The 16,791-nt window shown below is 56.3% G+C and carries 16 protein-coding genes; 6 read left to right on the forward strand and 10 right to left on the reverse strand.

Annotation, left to right across the window (positions count from 1 at the left end; translation table 11 throughout):
- Positions 1-6 precede the first annotated feature (6 nt).
- A complete protein-coding gene (locus tag CL1_RS02780; RefSeq protein ID WP_014788385.1) occupies positions 7-1,953 on the reverse strand; it encodes a beta-CASP ribonuclease aCPSF1 in 1,947 nt (648 codons plus the stop codon).
- Between the two features lie 10 nt (positions 1,954-1,963).
- Positions 1,964-2,575 carry an archaeal proteasome endopeptidase complex subunit beta gene (gene psmB / locus CL1_RS02785; protein WP_014788386.1) on the reverse strand — a complete coding sequence of 204 codons (612 nt, stop codon included), beginning with the start codon at positions 2,573-2,575 and terminating at the stop codon, positions 1,964-1,966.
- 117 nt (positions 2,576-2,692) lie between these two features.
- Between psmB and CL1_RS02790 the strand changes: the two genes are divergently transcribed.
- Entirely contained in the window at positions 2,693-3,856 is a 1,164-nt protein-coding gene (locus tag CL1_RS02790; protein WP_014788387.1) for a hypothetical protein, read from the forward strand.
- Positions 3,857-3,859: 3 nt separating this feature from the next.
- Positions 3,860-4,198, forward strand: coding sequence for a potassium channel family protein (locus CL1_RS02795; RefSeq protein WP_014788388.1), 339 nt, complete (start codon positions 3,860-3,862; stop codon positions 4,196-4,198).
- A gap of 28 nt (positions 4,199-4,226) precedes the next feature.
- Here the strand turns inward: CL1_RS02795 and gdhA are convergent, their stop codons facing one another.
- Entirely contained in the window at positions 4,227-5,486 is a 1,260-nt protein-coding gene (gene gdhA / locus CL1_RS02800; RefSeq protein WP_014788389.1) for a glutamate dehydrogenase, read from the reverse strand.
- Between the two features lie 602 nt (positions 5,487-6,088).
- Between gdhA and CL1_RS02805 the strand changes: the two genes are divergently transcribed.
- Positions 6,089-7,675 carry a sodium-dependent transporter gene (locus CL1_RS02805; RefSeq protein WP_083830182.1) on the forward strand — a complete coding sequence of 529 codons (1,587 nt, stop codon included), beginning with the start codon at positions 6,089-6,091 and terminating at the stop codon, positions 7,673-7,675.
- Between the two features lie 156 nt (positions 7,676-7,831).
- Positions 7,832-8,560, forward strand: a complete 729-nt coding sequence (locus CL1_RS02810) for a hypothetical protein (protein ID WP_014788391.1) — start codon at positions 7,832-7,834, stop codon at positions 8,558-8,560.
- Here the strand turns inward: CL1_RS02810 and CL1_RS02815 are convergent.
- Together CL1_RS02815 and CL1_RS02820 are read right to left on the reverse strand one after the other, a co-directional pair.
- The gene (locus tag CL1_RS02815) at positions 8,557-8,874 is read right to left on the reverse strand and encodes a P-II family nitrogen regulator (RefSeq protein WP_014788392.1); all 318 of its coding nucleotides are present in this window, start codon (positions 8,872-8,874) and stop codon (positions 8,557-8,559) included. The genes CL1_RS02810 and CL1_RS02815 overlap by 4 nt on opposite strands.
- Positions 8,875-8,942: 68 nt before the next feature.
- Complete coding sequence (locus CL1_RS02820; RefSeq protein WP_014788393.1) at positions 8,943-10,934, reverse strand: 1,4-alpha-glucan branching protein; 1,992 nt, start codon at positions 10,932-10,934, stop codon at positions 8,943-8,945.
- Between the two features lie 129 nt (positions 10,935-11,063).
- Here CL1_RS02820 and rqcH point away from each other — a divergent pair, with 129 nt between their 5' ends.
- Complete coding sequence (gene rqcH, locus CL1_RS02825) at positions 11,064-13,013, forward strand: ribosome rescue protein RqcH (RefSeq protein WP_014788394.1); 1,950 nt, start codon at positions 11,064-11,066, stop codon at positions 13,011-13,013.
- Here the strand turns inward: rqcH and CL1_RS02830 are convergent.
- Together CL1_RS02830 and nikR are read right to left on the reverse strand one after the other, a co-directional pair.
- A complete protein-coding gene (locus CL1_RS02830; RefSeq protein WP_014788395.1) occupies positions 13,010-13,420 on the reverse strand; it encodes a hypothetical protein in 411 nt (136 codons plus the stop codon). The two genes, rqcH and CL1_RS02830, sit on opposite strands and share 4 nt — an antisense overlap.
- Positions 13,421-13,431: 11 nt before the next feature.
- Positions 13,432-13,848: a nickel-responsive transcriptional regulator NikR gene (gene nikR, locus CL1_RS02835; protein ID WP_014788396.1), complete on the reverse strand. Its 417-nt coding sequence runs from the start codon at positions 13,846-13,848 to the stop codon at positions 13,432-13,434.
- Between the two features lie 92 nt (positions 13,849-13,940).
- On the opposite strand from nikR, the gene CL1_RS02840 reads away from it, so the two are divergent.
- Positions 13,941-14,387, forward strand: coding sequence for a hypothetical protein (locus CL1_RS02840; protein ID WP_014788397.1), 447 nt, complete (start codon positions 13,941-13,943; stop codon positions 14,385-14,387).
- Here the strand turns inward: CL1_RS02840 and CL1_RS02845 are convergent.
- The 3 genes from CL1_RS02845 to CL1_RS02855 all read right to left on the reverse strand — a co-directional run bounded on the left by CL1_RS02845 (position 14,384) and on the right by CL1_RS02855 (position 16,762).
- Entirely contained in the window at positions 14,384-15,388 is a 1,005-nt protein-coding gene (locus CL1_RS02845; RefSeq protein WP_014788398.1) for a TIGR00341 family protein, read from the reverse strand. The two genes, CL1_RS02840 and CL1_RS02845, sit on opposite strands and share 4 nt — an antisense overlap.
- Positions 15,389-15,614: 226 nt before the next feature.
- Positions 15,615-16,310, reverse strand: coding sequence for a Ribonuclease P protein component 3 (locus tag CL1_RS02850; RefSeq protein ID WP_048151842.1), 696 nt, complete (start codon positions 16,308-16,310; stop codon positions 15,615-15,617).
- Positions 16,307-16,762: an RNA-binding protein gene (locus CL1_RS02855; RefSeq protein WP_014788400.1), complete on the reverse strand. Its 456-nt coding sequence runs from the start codon at positions 16,760-16,762 to the stop codon at positions 16,307-16,309. The genes CL1_RS02850 and CL1_RS02855 overlap by 4 nt, the downstream gene beginning before the upstream one ends.
- Between the last annotated feature and the right edge of the window lie 29 nt (positions 16,763-16,791).

Here is a 16,791-nt window from a genome sequence, read left to right on the forward strand (position 1 = left end):
GCACGCTCACTTCAGCCTTATGGCGTCGAGGTTGTTGGGGGCGCGCGTCGAGATGCCGAACTTCTTGTGTATGCTGGTGCTGAGGTCGAGACACTTGTGGGCCTCGCCGTGGACGGTTATAACCCTCTCGGGCCTCGGCCTCAGCCTTGCGATGTAGCTTATCAGCTCCCTCCTGTCGGCGTGGCCGGAGAAGCCGTCTATCGTGTGAACCTCCATGTTCACCGGCACGACCTCGGTCTTTCCGTCCTCTCCGACGAGGGGTATCTCGCGGAGACCGCGCTGCACCTGTCTTCCAAGGGTTCCCTCCGCCTGGTAGCTGACGAAGACTATGCTGTTTTTCGGGTCCGGGGCGAGCTGCTTGAAGTACTCGACGCTCGGTCCGCCGACGAGCATGCCCGAGGTGGCTATTATTATGGCCGGCTCGCCCGAGTCTATGATGTCCTGCCGCTCCCTGCTGTTGGCGACGCTCTTGAATATCGGGTTGAGGAACGGGTTGTAGCCCTCGTGGAATATCTGCTCGCGGAGGTGCCTGCTGAGGTACTCGGGATAGGCGGTGTGAATAGCGGTGGCCTCCCAAATCATTCCGTCGAGGTAAATCGGAACCTCTATTCCACCGACGCGCGCATATTCTTCGAGGACCATCATTATCTCCTGGGCCCTACCGACGGCCATGGCAGGAATGAGAACCTTGCCGCCGCGCCTTATCGTCTGGTGAATAACCTCTATGAGCCTCTTCTCGGCCTCTTCACGCGGCATCTGGTAGTCGTTGCTCCCGCCGTAGGTGGACTCCATGACGAGGGTCTCAAGGCGCGGGAACCTGCTCACGGCCGGCTCGAAGAGCCTCGTGGGGATAAACTTGAAGTCGCCGGTTATGGCTATGTTGTGAAGCCCGTTGCCTATGTGGAGGTGCACTATAGATGAGCCGAGTATGTGGCCGGCGTTGTGGAGGGTGAGCCTCATGTCAGGGGCTATATCCCTAACCTCGCCGTAGTCGAGGGTTATGGTGTGCTTTATGACCTCCTTGATGTCCCTCGGCCGGTAGAGCGGCTCGACGCCGTTCATCTTCTGGATCTCGATGAAGTCCTGCTGGAGGAGCACCATCAGGTCCCTCGTCGGGGGAGTTGTGTAGATAGGCCCGTCGAAGAGCTTGTAGCGGAAGAGGTAGGGAAGCATTCCGCTGTGGTCGAGGTGGGCGTGGGTTATGATTATGGCGTCGAGAAGGCCGGCGTCAAGGACGTAGCGAAACTCCGGGGCGTCGAAGTGCGGGAAGGCCTTCTTCGGATCCTTCATCGCGGCTATGTTCACTCCAAAATCGACCAGAACGTAGCTCTCGTTGGTCTGAACTAGGAGGGCGCTCCTGCCGACCTCGCGGAATCCTCCCAAACCGGTGATCCTGATCCACTCGCTCTTGACCTCCGGCTTGCGGTAGATGTTCCTGCCCGCCTGGCGGAGGAACTTTCTCCTGTCCTTGGCCTCGGCCTGGAGTATCTGCCTTATCGAGTATATCGTCTGGCTCTGGAGCGGTGGAGTTCTGACGACCCTCGGCGCCCAGTGGACCTTCTGGGTGATGAGACGGAGCGTCTCGCCGTTCTTGCCGATGACGAGGCCAGGTTTCTTGGCCTCGATGAGGACCTCTCCCACGGAGGGGTCGAAGCTGATGTTGGTTATCTCCGCCTCCTTCGGGACGATCTCCTTTATCATCTCCTCAGCCCTTTCAGGCGGGAGAAGAACCTCCGGGTCGGGCCGGACGCTTATGCGCTTCTTGAGAACCTTGGCGAGGTTCCTTATCAGCTCCCCGTCCCTCATTATCGCCTCGGGGTTCTTGACGTATATGACCAGCTCAGGTCCCTCGAACTCCACCTCGGTTATCCTGGCCTCCCTGGGAACCATCTGACTTATAACTGCTTTTATATCGCGCAGTATGTCATCAACGAACGTCTCTCTCCTTATCACTGGTACCACCTCATTCCAGAAGGGCCTTTATTTCCTCATCGCTCCACTCCCTGTACCCCTCGCGGGTAACGGTAACCAGGGTGACGCCACCTCCCGTGAAGACGTCCCTCCTGGTGGCGGCCTTTATGGCCCTGAGAGCGAGCTTAACGCCCCCCTCCAGGGGCATATCCTCCCGATAGTTCTCTTCAAGTATTGAGAAGGCGAATTCCATTCCGGAACCGGCGGCTGTGAACTTGTCTTCCGTGACGCCGCCCGCCATGTCTATCGAATAAAGACCGGGCTTCTCGTCATGACCCGCTATGAGAAACCACCCGAAGTAGGGCATGAAGCGGTTCCCATGAAGCACGTTAGAAGTCAGGGTCGCGAGAGCCTTAACGCTCATCTCCTTGCCCACCCTTGCGCGGTAGAGCTTTGCCTCAGCGCGGAGAAGCCGGACGAGGCTTAGAATATCCCCAACGCTTCCGGCACCGGCAAGGGCCAGGTGGTCATCTATCCAGAAGACCTTGGTGACGTTCTCAGACAGCACCATGTTGCCGAGCGATGCTCTCCTGTCAGCCGCTAGGACGACGCCGTCCTTACATACAATGCCGACCGTAGTCGTTCCCTTTAGCTTTTCGGTCAATTACAACACCCCTGCTGGTATGTTTTTAGAATAGAAGAACCTCTACAACGCCAGTTTAGGGGAATAGTATTTAAAGGTTTCGTCCGAAGTGTACGCTTGGATACGGAGGGTGATAGAATGAAGGAAGTTATCCTGCTCACGGGGCCGCCGCTCAACGGGCGTGACGAGTACATAACCGAGGCTCTCGAGAAGGCCGATGGCGAGAGCTACGCCTACTACCACGTCTTCGACTACATAAAGGAAGTTGGCAAGGAGAAGGGCGTCAAGATAACGAGAAAGAACGTCCTCGATTTCGCCATAAATCACCAGGACCTGATGAACGAGATACGCGACGAGGCCTTCGAGAGGATAAGGAGCGAGATAGACGGGAGCGATAAGAGGTACCACCTCGTATCAACGCCCAGCCTCTTCAGGTGGGGAAGCGGTAGTGTCATAGGGTTCACCACCAGCAATCTGAAGCTCCTGAAGCCGGACAGGGTGATAATAGTCCTCGACGACGTGCTATCGGTCAGGAGGAGGATAATCAACGACCCGGAGTGGTTCGAGCGCTTTGGAGAGAACCCCGAGAACATCAAGCTCACCACCCTGGTCATGTGGCGCGAAGATGCCATAAACCACGTGAAGACCCTGATACACGAGCTCAAGAAAGAGGGAATAAACGTCCGCTACGTCCTGCAGTTCGGCATAAGGCACCCGCACGGCGTCTTCCTTGACCTGATATTCAGGGAGAAGGAGAAGCCCCTCGTCTACCTCAGCTACCCGATGACCGGCCACGAGGAGGAGTACTACCACCGCGTCAGGGGATTCTACACCAAGCTCAGCGAGCACTTCACGGTTCTCGACCCCGGGGCACTTGACGACTGGTGGGTCGTTGCGGAATACGACAACCAGGTAGCTAGGAACCCGCGCGTGAAGAAAATCAGGATAAAGCACCTCATCGACGGCAACGAAGTAGACGAGCTGGACAGGGGGGACATAGAGCAGGCGACGGAGATACTAAGGAGACAGCTCGTCGAGAGGGACTTCAACCTCGTCGATGTGAGCAAAGCTATAGCTGTCTATCACTACGCAGAGGGCGTTTCGGCTGGGGTTATCAGCGAGATGGCGGAGGCTTACAGGACGCTGGCGGCGATATACCTCTACTACCCCTTCGAGAGGAGGCCTAGCCCATTCATGGAGTTCTACGGCATGCAGAACCCCTCGCGTAGGACGATGTTCAGGGACGAGGACGAGATGGTAAGGGCGATGGTCGATGAAAAGGAGTACTGGGCAAAGGTGTGATTAATGAGCGGGGAGCTCGTTGGCTTCAGTACTTTTTTCAAGGAATTCCTCAGGGTCCTGTACTACGTTAGGAGCATACTCGCCGGACTCTTCGGCCTGATAGCCCTGATTGGGGTTGTCATATCACTTGTCGATAGAATGACAATCTGGCAAGGTGTTTATCTTGCGTTCGTTTCGGCCTTCACGGTGGGCTACGGGGACATAACACCCAAAACTCCCATTTCCAAGTTTCTGGCTGTGATAATACTCCCCATTCTCGGCATGATGCTGACGGGCATAATGGTCGCGGCGGCGATGAAAGCCATAGAAAGACTCTACCAGGAGAAATGGGGGGAAACTTGAGTCAACAACAGAAAAAGAGGGGAAGAGATCACTTCTTCACCCAGCCGCGCCACTTCATGGCGTCGTAGACCCTCTGGACGGCGACGACGTAGGCGGCGTCACGCATGTTGATGCCCTTCTCCTTGTGGGTGTTGTAGACGTCCCAGAAGGCCTTGGTCATCTTCTTGTCGAGCTTGGCCCTGGTGGTCTCGAGGTCCCAGTAGTCGCCGGTTATGTTCTGGACCCACTCGAAGTAGCTGACGGTGACACCACCGGCGTTACAGAGGAAGTCCGGTATGATAAGGACGCCCTTCTCGTAGAGTATCTCGTCGGCCTCCGGGGTGGTCGGACCGTTGGCGAGCTCGGCGACGATCTTGGCCTTGATGTTGTCGGCGTTCTCCTTGGTGATGACGCCCTCGATGGCGCTCGGGGCGAGGACGTCAACTTCAAGCTCGAGGAGCTCCTCGTTGGTGATGTTGGTGGCTCCTGGGAAGTCCTTAACGCTGCCGTTCTTCTTCTTCCACTCGAGGACCTCGTCGGCGTTCAATCCATCGGGGTTGTAGATGCCGCCCTTGCTGTCGCTGACGGCGACGACCTTCATGCCGTACTCCTCGCTCATGATCTTGGCCATGTAGTAGCCGGCGTTACCGTAACCCTGGATGGCGATGGTCTTGCCCTTGAGGTCCATGTCGAGGGCCTTCGCGGCCTCGCGAACGGTGTAGCTGGCACCCCTGGCGGTGGCGTCCATTCTGGCGACGATACCACCGACTCCGGGCGGCTTACCGGTGATGATGCCGAAGCTCGGGACCTTCCTCCTGCTGATGGCCTCGTACTCGTCCATCATCCAGGCCATGATCTGCGGGTTGGTGTAAACGTCCGGGGCCGGAATGTCGGTGTACGGGCTGATGACGTCGTAGATGGCCCTTATGTAGTTCCTAGCGAGCCTCTCCTTCTCCCTCTCGCTGAGCTCCTTCGGGTTGACGATGATACCACCCTTACCTCCACCGTAGGGGAGGTCAACAACGGCGACCTTCCAGGTCATCCAGGTGGCGAGGGCCTTAACGGTGCTGAGGGTCTCGGCCGGGTGCCACCTTATACCACCCTTGGTCGGACCGCGGGCCCAGTTGTGCTGAACGCGGAAACCGGTGAAAACCTTAACAGAACCGTCGTCCATCTCGAGCGGGACGCTGACCTCAACAATCCTCATGGGCTTCTTGAGCCACTCAAGGGCCTCCTCGCTTATCTCCATGAACTGGGCAGCCCTCTCGAGCTGCTGAACGGCCATCTCAAAGGGGTCAATCTCGACCATCTCTACCACCTCGGGTTTCGGTAATTTGCGAGGTACTCTTAGGCATTTGCATATATAAACCTTTCGATAAAGGAGGCAGGAGAACGGTTAATTTCAAACAAAAAGTTAGATACGGAAATTTTCGGCGAAAAGAAAAATTCTCCCGAAATCTTAAGACGAAAAAAGCGATGTACATCTAAGATTTTCTATGCATTGAAGAACATAAAATTGCACCAATGAACTTTCATAGAACAGGCTGGCGGCGCCCTCAGCGAGAAGTCGGTCATCACCCCATCAGCTCACTCTCGTTGCAATCATCGGGCGCCAACGGACGTTGAACCAACGCAAATTAAACTTTGCGGAAACCCAGCGGTGCTTCATTGTCATAATGAGTCGTTATCCAAGCAACAGTCGTCATTATGCCAATAAATGGGTTACGTTACCCGGGCGTATTAAAGAAACGACGAAACGCCAATGTGAAAAGTTTTGCGGTCGAGTAAATCGTCTTTCGTCGAAAAAAGGCAGGAGAAAGTTTTTTATAGAATGCCTTGCCTTATACATAATGCCCCACACCCATACATGGGGTTTTGTAACCCATACATTTAAGAACGGGGGTGAATGTTGTGGAACAGCAGAGGGATCAATGGGCTACTAAGATCGGTTTGATTCTTGCCATGGCCGGAAATGCCATCGGTCTCGGTAACTTCTGGAGGTTCCCGTACCAGCTCGCCAGTAACGGCGGCGGGGCCTTCATGATACCGTACTTCTTGGCTCTCGTACTGCTGGGTATTCCGGTGATGTGGGTCGAATGGACCACCGGTCGCTACGGTGGCAAGTATGGCCACGGTACCATCGGGCCAATGTTCTACCTCATGGCCAGGGAAAGCGTCAAGCCAAAGACCGCGTTGATATTCGGAGTCATCGGTGGAATGCTTGCCTTCTCCGTGGCGGCACTGCTCAGCTCCTATTACTACCAGATCATAGGCTGGTCAGCAGCTTACACTTACTACAGCCTCACGGGAGCGTACTTTGGAAAAGACACCGTCCAGTTCTTCCTCAACTACGTCGCCGACACCAAGTCGGTGCTGCTCTTCTGGGGACTGACGATGCTGTTCCTCGGAATAGCAGTCGGACAGGGCGTCAGCAAGGGCATCGAGCGCTGGGTCAAGGTCATGATGCCGGTGCTCTACGTCTTCGCGATACTCCTCGTCATCAGGGCGCTGACCCTTGGCTCACCGGTCAAGCCCGAGTGGAGCGCTGTGAAGGGTCTCGAGTACATATGGAAGCCGGACTTCCAGACCCTCAGCGAGAACTTCTTCAAGATAAGCTTGGCAGCTGCGGGACAGATATTCTTCACGCTGTCCCTCGGTATGGGTATCATCCACAACTACGCCAGCTACCTCGGTCCGGAAGATGACGTCGCCCTCAGCGGTCTCGCCACGGTCTCGCTCAACGAGTTCGCGGAGGTCATACTCGGTGGTTCACTCGCCATACCGATAGCCTTCGCGTACATGGGTCCAGAGGCCGCCACCAAGGCCGGTGTCGGTCTGGCATACATGGCCCTGCCGAACGTCTTCATGAACATGCCGGGAGGCCAGATATTCGGTGCGATGTGGTTCCTGCTCCTCTGGTTCGCGGGCTTCACCTCGGCGATAGCGACCTACAACTACCTCGTCGCCATGCTCGAGGAAGACATACACCTCGACAGGAAGATAGGCACCTGGGCGGTCTTCGGGTTCCTGTTCCTGCTTGGACTGCCGGTCGCCCTCGACAGCACCCTCGCCTACCTCAGCGAGCTCGACATGTGGGTCGGCAGCTACTTCCTCGTCCTGCTTGGCCTCTTCGACGTCATAGTTGCAGTGTGGCTCTTCAAGCCCGACAACTTCTGGGAGGAGCTGCACAAGGGAGCCTATATGAAGGTGCCCGGCTGGTACAAGCCGATACTCGTCTACATAGCGCCACTCTTCATGCTGTTCCTCCTCGGAGGAAACACCTGGGACTACCTCAAGAACGGAGCGTTCACTGTCTCGGAGTACTACGTCACGAACGTGCTCGGCTACGACTACACCCCGGAGATAGTCAGCCTCATCACCAGGGCCAGGATAGTGATACTGATAATCCTCGTGCTCGGTGCACTGGAGGCGTACATGGCCATCAAGAAGAAGTACGGCGAGGAGCTGGCAAAGAACGAGGTCATCATAAAGGTCTGAGGTGGTGGAGATGGACGCAGGTGCGCTTGCATTCATGGCCTTTGCCTGGGGCTCCATTTTTATATTGATGTACTGGAGCATTTCGAAGCTCCTGCAGGCCGAGAAGGAGCAAAAGGCTTAAAGCCTTCTTTTCTTTTAACTTTGGGAGGTGTGCAGATGAAAAGCGCAGAGATTCTGCGAGACGTCGCGCAGACGTTAGAAGATGTTGAGAAGAGGATAAACTCACTCAAAAACCTCTCGGACAAAAACAAGCAAAAGGCCCTTAGGCTCATTCACGAGGCGAGGGAGAACTTCTTCCAGCTCTCCAATAACCTGGCGGTGGATAACGAGGAGCTAGCCAACTTCTTCCTCAAGAGAGCCGTCAGGCTGAAGAACAACACCACCGACAAGTACATCGATAAGATGGGAGAAAAGGAGTACATGAAGGAAGTTGCCCTCATGAACAAGTACTCCAAGGTGGCCCCGTACGATTTCGCCGGCGAGGTTAAGGTTCTCCGCAGGGCATACTTTGCCTTCCTGGCCGGAATGGTGCCATTCTACCTGATATCCGGTATATTCGGGCCGGTCTACGCGGTCACTGCGCTCATACTGATAATCCCGACGTTGCTCGCGATGCTCAGCCTGAGGAAGAGGGGAAGCCTCGGACTGATGCTCTCCTTCGCCGTGATGCCAATACCGATGGTTATGGGTGCCTTCTCAATCAGGTACGCTGCTTACGCCTTCAACAATCCGGACGAGCTGGCCAGGATAGCGGAGGCCTTTGGGAGGAGCATCTCCTTCGCCCAAGGCGTTGTCATAACGATTGGTGTTTTGGGGGCCGCAAGCCTGATCCTCCTCGGCTACGCCAGCTATACACTCTACAAGCACAGGCATGCTTTCCTCTAATAGAGGGCCTCGTTTCCCCTCTCCTCCGTTCTTATCCTTATGGCCTCCTCGACTGGGAGAACGAATATCTTCCCGTCCCCCGGCGTCCCGCTCCTCGCGTTCCTGACGATGACGTCAATCACCTTCTCAAGGTCCCTGTCCTTCACCACCAGCTCTATCTTCATCTTGGGCAGGAGGTCGTAGGGTGGAACGCCTCCCTGGACTCCCCTCCCCTGCACGGGGTAGGCTGTCAGGGGCACGATGCCCACCTGCTTGAGGGCGTTCTTCACGCGGTCGAAATCGTTTCCCCGGATAATGGCCTCAACCTTTTTCATGGCAACCACGCAGATAATTTGTCAAAACTCCAGAAAAGACTTTCGAAACGGAATAAAAGGTGTAAAATTCAGGAAATCTGGGCCAGGAACTTCCTCAACCTCTTCGGTGAGATGCGGGTTTTCCTGGCCAGTTCCTCCACGTCGGCCCCCTTCAGATCCTCGATCGTGTGTATCCCAGCGCGCTGAAGCTTTGCCAGCGTCTTCGGCCCGATGCCCTTTATCCTGAGAAGGTCGCTCCCGGTTTTGTCGGGGCCTTTCTTTCTCACCAACCTGCGCTTCTCAATCCCGCCGGACTTCACCCGCTTTACGGCCTTTTTTGAGGGCCTGACTGCCACCTCCTTCACCACCTCCGTGGCGTAGGCCCTCTTAGCAACTTCCCTCGACCGTTCGACCGGCTCTTCAGTTCTCTCCGGAGGAACCTCTGGGGGCTCCACGAACTCCTCAAGCTCTGGGGGATTATCGCTCACGTAGTGAGCCATCACCACCGGCCTGAAGGCGTTGTCCCTCTCCTCCAGCTCCTCAAGGAGCTTAACGTCGATATCCCCAGTCCTCACGTACCTCACCAGCTCGTTGGCCAGCCTGTGGAAGTCCCTGCTGTGGAGCAGTATTCTGCGCTCGGCGTATCCCCTCGCCTGTCCAGTGGTTATGAGGAACTCCCAGTCGCTGGCTTCGAGGATCAAGAGCTCCCTCGCCAGCTGTTCAAGGATTCTATCGGTGGTTCTGTCCCTTCCGTAGTACCTGCTCGCCAGCGCTACCATTCTGTCCTCGGCCCGGTAGACGTGCTCCCACGCCCACTCCGTCTCAGCGTTCCACCAGGTGGAGTGGTCGGAGTTAGCTCCCCACGAGCCCTCGGGCAGTTCAATCCCGTACCTCTCGCCGGTGTAGTTGTCGAGGTAGGCGGAGAGCGTCGTGGTGACTATTCCCCTCTCCGCCATCAGCTCAAGAACCCTGCCGAGCCACTTGACCCCCTCGAACCACCAGTGGCCGAAGAGCTCGGTGTCGTAGGGCGAGACCACTATGCCCTTCTCGCCCGTCTCCTCCTCGAACTCGGCCAGGAGCCTCTCTACCAGGCTTACAAAGTGCCTCGCGTGCTCCTCTACGCGTTCCATCGCCCTCTCGGGGTCGTAGAAGTCTTTATCGCCCAGCTCAACGTCCTTGCCCGTCACGCGCCAGTACTGGCCACCGCTCTTCGGCGCCTTTCTGTGGAACTCCCTGTACCAGAAGTCGCCTGGGTAACCGTAGTGGGCGCTCCAGACCTGATGGCCGGTTTCCCTGTTGCGGGCGAAGACTGCCACGCGGGAGCCTTTAATCCAGTAGGGCCTGAGGGTGCTCTTATCACCCTCGTGGAGGGGAATCTCACCGTAGCCCCTCGTTACGGGACCCTCGTCTATGAGGTTGCTCTCCACGAAGAAATACTCGATGCCGAACTCCTCCAGGAACTTCTCTATGCCGGCCCTCTTAACCCTCCTTCCACCGGGCAGCTCCCACTCTCCGGCCGGCCGGTAGGCGCACTCAGGCAACCATATCCCCCTCGGCCTCCTGCCGAAGTGCTTCTCGTAGGTCGCCACCCCGTTGGCCAGCTGGGCCCTTATCGCCTCGTCCCTGCCGAGGAGCGGGAGGTAGCCGTGCGTCGCGGCTGATGTTATTATCTCAATGTAGCCGGTATCCTGAAACTCGCGGAGCTTGCCCACTATGTCCCCGTTGATGGCATTCCAGTAGTCGTAGACCTTCCTGAAGTGGTCGAGGGAAGCCTTGACGGCCCTCTCGTCGTACCTGCCCGATTTCAGGTCCTCCTCGGTGGCTTCAATCTTCCTGAGGAGGTACCTCTCGAACTCGGCCTTGATGTACTCATCGGCCAGCTGCTCTGCCAGGACGGGCGTCACGTTAATCACGAGCTGGAACCTGACTCCGGAGGAGCGGAGGCGTTCGAACTCCATGAGCAGGGGAAGGTATGTCTCGCTCATCGCCTCGTAGAGCCACTCCTCACCGAAGGGCCACTTTCCATGCTTTCGCACGTAGGGTATGTGGGTGTGCAGGACGAATGTGAAATGGCCTCTCATCGTGTATCACCGGGAGTGTTATCGAGCTTGGAGTATTTAACCTTATCCAGAACAGAGTTGGCCCCGTGAACACTTGCGGACACCGGTTAGGTTTAAAGGGTGGAGCGCCAACCCCGGAGGGGTGGGAGAATGAAGGAGGAGATGAGTTCAGTTGATATCCGCTACGTCGTGAGGGAGCTTCAGTGGCTGGTCGGCTCTCGCGTTGATAAGGTCTACCACGACGGAGACGAGATCAGGATAAAGCTCCGCACGAAGGAGGGGAGGGCGGACTTAATCCTCCAGGCCGGCAAGAGGTTCCACCTCACTAGCTACATCAAAGAGGCTCCAAAGCAGCCGTCGAGCTTCACCATGCTCCTCAGGAAGCATCTCAGCGGCGGATTCATAGACGCCATAGAACAGCACGGCTTTGACAGGATTGTAAAGATTCGCGTTGGGGACTACACCCTCATCGGCGAGCTCTTCCGGAGGGGGAACGTAATCCTCGTGGATTCGGAGAACCGGATCGTCGCAGCTTTGCGCTACGAGGAGTACAAGGACAGGGCGATAAAGCCAAAGGCGGAGTACAGGTATCCCCCCGCGAGAGAGAACCCCCTCGAGGTGAGCTTTGAGCGGTTTTTGGAGCTGATGCGCGAGGAGGAGCTTGAACTCGTGCGCGCCTTAGCCAGGAAGCTCAACATGGGCGGCATGTACGCGGAGGAAATCTCGATAAGGGCAGGCTTTGCCAAAACGACGCCTGTCAAGGAACTCAGCGACGAAGACCTGAGGAAGGTCTACGAGGCTATGGTGAAAACCTTCAACGACGAGCTGAGGCCCAACATAGTCTTCAAGGAGGGCAACATGCACGACGTCGTTCCAATCGAGCTAAAAATCTACGAGGGGCTTGAGAAGAAGTATTTTAACACCTTCAGCGAGGCCCTCGACGAGTACTTCGGGAGAATAACCATCGAGAAGGCCAAAATCGAGAGGACGAGAAAGTTAGAAAACAAGAAGAGACAGCTTCTCATGACGCTCAGGAAGCAGGAGGAGATGCTGAAGGGCTTTGAGGGGGCAATGCGGGAGAACCAGGAGATAGGCGACCTCATCTACGCGAACTACGCTTTAATTGAGAGGCTTCTCGACGAGTTCAGGAAGGCCACCGAGAAGCTCGGCTGGGAGGAGTTCAGAAAGCGAATCGAGGAGGGTAAGAAGGCCGGCAACAGGGTCGCAATGATGGTCAAGGGCATCAACCCTAAGGAAAAAGCGGTAACGATAGAACTTGATGGGAAGAAGGTGAAGCTCTACCTCAACAGGAGCATAGGCGAGAACGCCGAGCTCTACTACGAGAAGGCCAAGAAGTTCAGGCACAAGCACGAGGGAGCTTTGAAGGCCTACGAGGACACGAAGAGGAAGCTGAACGAGGTGGAGAAGCTCATCGAGGAGGAGATGAAGAAGGAGCTCAACGTCAAGCGCATAGAGAGGAGAAAGAAGAAGTGGTTCGAGAAGTTCCGCTGGTTCATTTCGAGCGAGGGCTTTCTGGTGTTAGCAGGCAAAGACGCAAGCACCAACGAGATTCTCATAAAGAGGCACATGGGTGAGAACGACCTCTACTGCCACGCCGACGTTTACGGAGCACCCCACGTCGTCATCAAGGACGGCCAGAAGGCTGGCGAAAGGACAATCTTCGAGGCCTGCCAGTTCGCGGTTTCGATGAGCAAGGCCTGGAGCAGGGGGGTTTACAGCGAAGACGCCTACTGGGCCTACCCCAACCAGGTCACCAAGCAGACGCCGAGCGGCGAGTACCTCGGCAAGGGGGCCTTCATGGTCTACGGCAAGAGGAACTGGCTCCACGGACTCCCTCTTAAGCTCGCGGTGGGTGTGATAAACTACGAGGGGGAGGATTTCGTCGTCTGCGCGCCGGTAGAAGCGATTAAGGCCCACACGAAGAGGTACATCGTAATCCGTCCCGGCTCACTGAAGAAGAGCGAGCTGGTGAAGAGGATAAAGCGTATTCTCGAAAAGTGGGGCTACAGGGTGAAGGAAGAGGATCTCATGGCCGTCCTTCCGCCAGGAAACGGCGACGTGGTGGAGGTGGTGGGCTAAAGGTACCTTCCGCCACCGAACATAACGCCAGCCAAGAAGCCGCCCAGGGCCAGCAGGTAGCCCTCTCCGATGATATTGGGCAGGTCGTTTCCGTAGAAGTGCCAGACGACGAGGGTAAAGATCAGCATTCCAAAGATGCCGAGGCCAGGTCCCAGTCGGCCGCCAAGTATCCCGAAGAGTACCCCAAGGAGTATCATAAAGATGCCGGCAAAGAAGACGACAAAGGTGAATATCGAACCTGTACTCGATGGGTTGAGCCACCAGAAGGCACCCTCAAATCCCTCCTGAGGTAGAAGGACTCTGCCGAGGATCCCGAGGAAGGTCACGTCTCCGGAGGGCGGCCTGAGCCAGACCAGGGGAAAAGAAACGAGAACGACAAGAGAAGCCAGAAAGCTCACCAGCCTCATTGAAACGCCCCCTAAACCAACTCCTTTCCGGTTCCCGTCATCACGAGCTTTCCGTGCTTAACACCCTTGAGGCTCAGCAGCCTGTCGGCTATCTCCTTTATCCTGCTCGCCTTCCCCTTCACGATGATGACCTCCAGGCAGTTGTGCTCGTCCATGTGGACGTGGATACTGGAGATTATCTCATGTAAGTAGTCGTGCTGTAAATCGAGCAGTTCCTTGACGACGTCGGCCTCATCGTGGTTGTAGAGCATCGTTATCGTTCCCGCAACCTCAGCATCACCAGTTTCCCATTCGTGCCGGATTATGAAGTCCCTCATCATATCCCTAATGGCCTCGCTCCTGTTCACGTAACCCTTCTCCTCTATTATGCGGTCGAACTTCCGGAGGAGTTCATCGGGAACTGAAACGCCAAAGCGGGTAATCTTCATGCCACCACCGTACCATGTTTGGGACCAATCATTAAAAATGTGACCTTCCCCTCCAACGAAAGCCTTTTATCCCTCGGCGGAAAGTGGCTTCTATGCCAATAGGGAAGCTGTACGCGATAGCGAGGAGTGAACTAGCCAAAGACCTCGTTTTTGAGATAGACGACGAGCCCGTGACCCTCTCGATAAAGGGCCTCCTCATAGCCCAGGTAGACTCGAAGAGCTACAACTTCTCCTTCTTCGAGCTTAGCGAGAGCGAGTTTGTGCTGGCGGTCCAGATGAAGGGCTTCATCGTTTACCTCGCCATGGAGGCCGACGAGGAGATTGACGAGGAAGCCTATCCCGAACTCGTCAGAATCCTCCTCGAACAACTGACGCCAGCCATAGCCTTCCTCGTAACCAGGGCGGAGAAGGATTACACGGGAAAGGCCGACCTGCTCCTCGACGACGATATGAGCCCCAGTCTCAAGGAGTTCTTCTACGGCCTGCTGATGAAGTACAGGAAGGGAAGGCCTGTTTACGAGCAGACCGAAGTGGCCTAGCCGGAGAGGAGTTCAAGGAGGGCCAGAAGGATAACCATTGTCGCCAGTACCGCACCGGTTCTCCTGGCGTATATCTTAGCCGCCCTCTTCTCGTAGTAGCTCCTGGGAGAGACGTTCAGGAGATAAAGCGCGAGGAGGGAGCCGAGAAGCAGACCGAGGACATTCTCCAGTGTGAGGACGAGGGAGCCTTCAAAGACCTCCCACCAGCCCATAGCGAGGGATATCCCAACCACCGTCGTTGGAGGAACGAGAGCGGCCGCTATCGAAACCCCCGCGAGAATCTCGGGAACCCTGCTAACTATGGCGACTATTCCTGCATAACCAAGGATTACCGCGAGGAGTATATAAACCAGCCCCGACTCGCCGCGGACGAGTATCTCGTGGGTTGGCTCGGCAGGTATCGCACCGAGGAGCTTGAGCACCGCGGCGGCCAGAAGGGCAGAGAGAAAGATGATGCCCAAGAGCTTGAGCATGGAATAGACCGCGTTGAGCGCGTCCCGTCCCTTGCCCATGACGATGTTCAGCGAGAAGCCATAGAGGGGGCCGAGGATTGGTGACAGGAGCATTGCCGAGATTATCATCACTATGCTGTCGTTTATCAGCCCAAAGAGGGCTATTATCGATGCAACCGCGCCGAGAGTCAGCTGAATGGGGTCTATGTTGGCCCCGCTGTTGGCGCCCTCGATGAGCCCCTCAATGTCCGCCAGGGTCCAGCGCCGGCGGTACTTCTCAAGGGCCCTGACCGAGCTGGAGTACCTGACCGACTTCCCTCTCACCGGCGCCCAGGTTATCGATGAATGAGCCTTCCTGAGGTCGATTGCCCTCATAAGGTCGTCGGCCACATCGTTTATCACGAAATCCGGGACGAGGGCCGTGAACTTCAGAACCCGGCGGTCGTTGCCCTTGACTTCCTCGGTGTAAAACTGAACTCCCCACTTGGCCAGAACCTCGGACACCTTGGATCCTTCACCCTCGTCGCAGTAGATCTCGAGGCGCAACATAAGGCATCAGAATAACTGGACGCTCCGGCCTAATAACACTTCCGGGACAGATTATACACCCAACGCCTTCGCAATAGATGGTAAGGAAACAGAGAGTCAGAAAGTTTTTATAACCCTCAAGCCGAGTTATTGAAAGGTGATCCCATGGAGATCCAAAACAGAAAAAAGCTGCTCGCGGTTCTACTGGTGCTGATGGTTCTCGGGGTCGGGATAGCGTTCCTCGTCCTCAGGTACGGCTGGTGGCAGTGGGGACCGTAAACCCCTCCAGCATCGCTATCGGGTAGAAGTGTAGACTCGCCCTCGCCTCCGGCAGTTCCATTCCGATGTTTATCCCAAGGCTCATCAAGTCCCTCGGCGAGCGAACCTCCCATTTACTTTCAGCGGAGCTCGTGAGAAAGCGCGGAACTCGGTACTTCCTGACCAGCTCCCAGGTCTTCGCCATGAAGCGGAGGAGCTGAACCCTCTCGTAGGGGTTCGCGCGGAGAAGCGGAGCGAGCGAAAAGCCCACCGCGACCCCTCTCTTTGCCGCTATCCTCGCCAGGACGTGGTCGAAGCCGGGATCCTTCCTCCCGAGCCAGGGGCTTATCAGGGCATCGACGCCGCTCTCCAGCGCAAAGCGGTTCACCCTCATATCCCCGCCCTGGACGTAGATGAGGGCCTTTAAGTTGCGGTTCTTCACCTCGCGGATTAGGCTGGGCTTTTTCGTGACTATGAGAAGGGCAACCCTCCCATACCTCTCGCGGAGAAGCCTGAGCTCCTCTTTGAGCTCACCCCAGTTCGGAGAGCTTTCGAGAACCAGCTTTTTCGTGAAAACCACTTCATCGAACCACTCCTTGGCCAGCTCGTACGCCTCTTCGCTCCTCACGTCCATCTCGATGAAGTGCTCGCGCGAGAAGGAGACCTCTTCCACTTCTCCCCTCATTCCTCCAGCCACTCCCTCACGGCTTTCACAACTGCCTCCTTCCTCATCGGGAAGGCCTTGACCTTTATCCTGACCTGTATGGTGTCGCCGCCCTCGTCTATCTCCGGCTCACCGAGATAGGCCTTCTGCTTGTTGAAGCGGACGTAGAGGGTGCCCTCCTCATCTACCTTCTCATCGAGATTTTCGAGGAGGTAGCGCCTGTCGTCCTCGCTCAACAGTTCCCTGAAGTGGTCGATGAACTTCCTAACCGCCCTGCTCCGCTTTATCTCGACGTTCACCACTTTAATTGGGTTCCCGAAGAAGCCCGTGGTCTCGTCCACGTCGAAGAGAACGTCATCATCGTCTATTTCATCGGGAATGAAGGTCGCTATCGCCTCCAGAACCTTGTCCTCGTCCTCGGTTGCCTGAATGAAGGTGGTTATCCTGACGTGGTGTGCCCTAATCTTTCCCATCGCCCTCACCGGGGTTGATTCGATGCCGC

The organism is Thermococcus cleftensis, assembly GCF_000265525.1.
GTDB lineage: Archaea > Methanobacteriota_B > Thermococci > Thermococcales > Thermococcaceae > Thermococcus > Thermococcus cleftensis.

Bases quoted from the DNA above. Each gene is read 5' to 3' on its own strand.
- CL1_RS02855 (WP_014788400.1), bottom strand. From the start codon at position 16,762: ATGGGAAAGATTAGGGCACACCACGTCAGGATAACCACCTTCATTCAG.
- nikR (WP_014788396.1), bottom strand. From the start codon at position 13,848: ATGAAGATTACCCGCTTTGGCGTTTCAGTTCCCGATGAACTCCTCCGG.
- CL1_RS02820 (WP_014788393.1), bottom strand. From the start codon at position 10,934: ATGAGAGGCCATTTCACATTCGTCCTGCACACCCACATACCCTACGTG.
- CL1_RS02830 (WP_014788395.1), bottom strand. From the start codon at position 13,420: ATGAGGCTGGTGAGCTTTCTGGCTTCTCTTGTCGTTCTCGTTTCTTTT.
- CL1_RS02840 (WP_014788397.1), top strand. From the start codon at position 13,941: ATGCCAATAGGGAAGCTGTACGCGATAGCGAGGAGTGAACTAGCCAAA.
- CL1_RS02810 (WP_014788391.1), top strand. From the start codon at position 7,832: ATGAAAAGCGCAGAGATTCTGCGAGACGTCGCGCAGACGTTAGAAGAT.
- CL1_RS02845 (WP_014788398.1), bottom strand. From the start codon at position 15,388: ATGTTGCGCCTCGAGATCTACTGCGACGAGGGTGAAGGATCCAAGGTG.
- CL1_RS02850 (WP_048151842.1), bottom strand. From the start codon at position 16,310: ATGAGGGGAGAAGTGGAAGAGGTCTCCTTCTCGCGCGAGCACTTCATC.
- CL1_RS02795 (WP_014788388.1), top strand. From the start codon at position 3,860: ATGAGCGGGGAGCTCGTTGGCTTCAGTACTTTTTTCAAGGAATTCCTC.
- gdhA (WP_014788389.1), bottom strand. From the start codon at position 5,486: ATGGTCGAGATTGACCCCTTTGAGATGGCCGTTCAGCAGCTCGAGAGG.
- CL1_RS02790 (WP_014788387.1), top strand. From the start codon at position 2,693: ATGAAGGAAGTTATCCTGCTCACGGGGCCGCCGCTCAACGGGCGTGAC.
- rqcH (WP_014788394.1), top strand. From the start codon at position 11,064: ATGAAGGAGGAGATGAGTTCAGTTGATATCCGCTACGTCGTGAGGGAG.
- CL1_RS02815 (WP_014788392.1), bottom strand. From the start codon at position 8,874: ATGAAAAAGGTTGAGGCCATTATCCGGGGAAACGATTTCGACCGCGTG.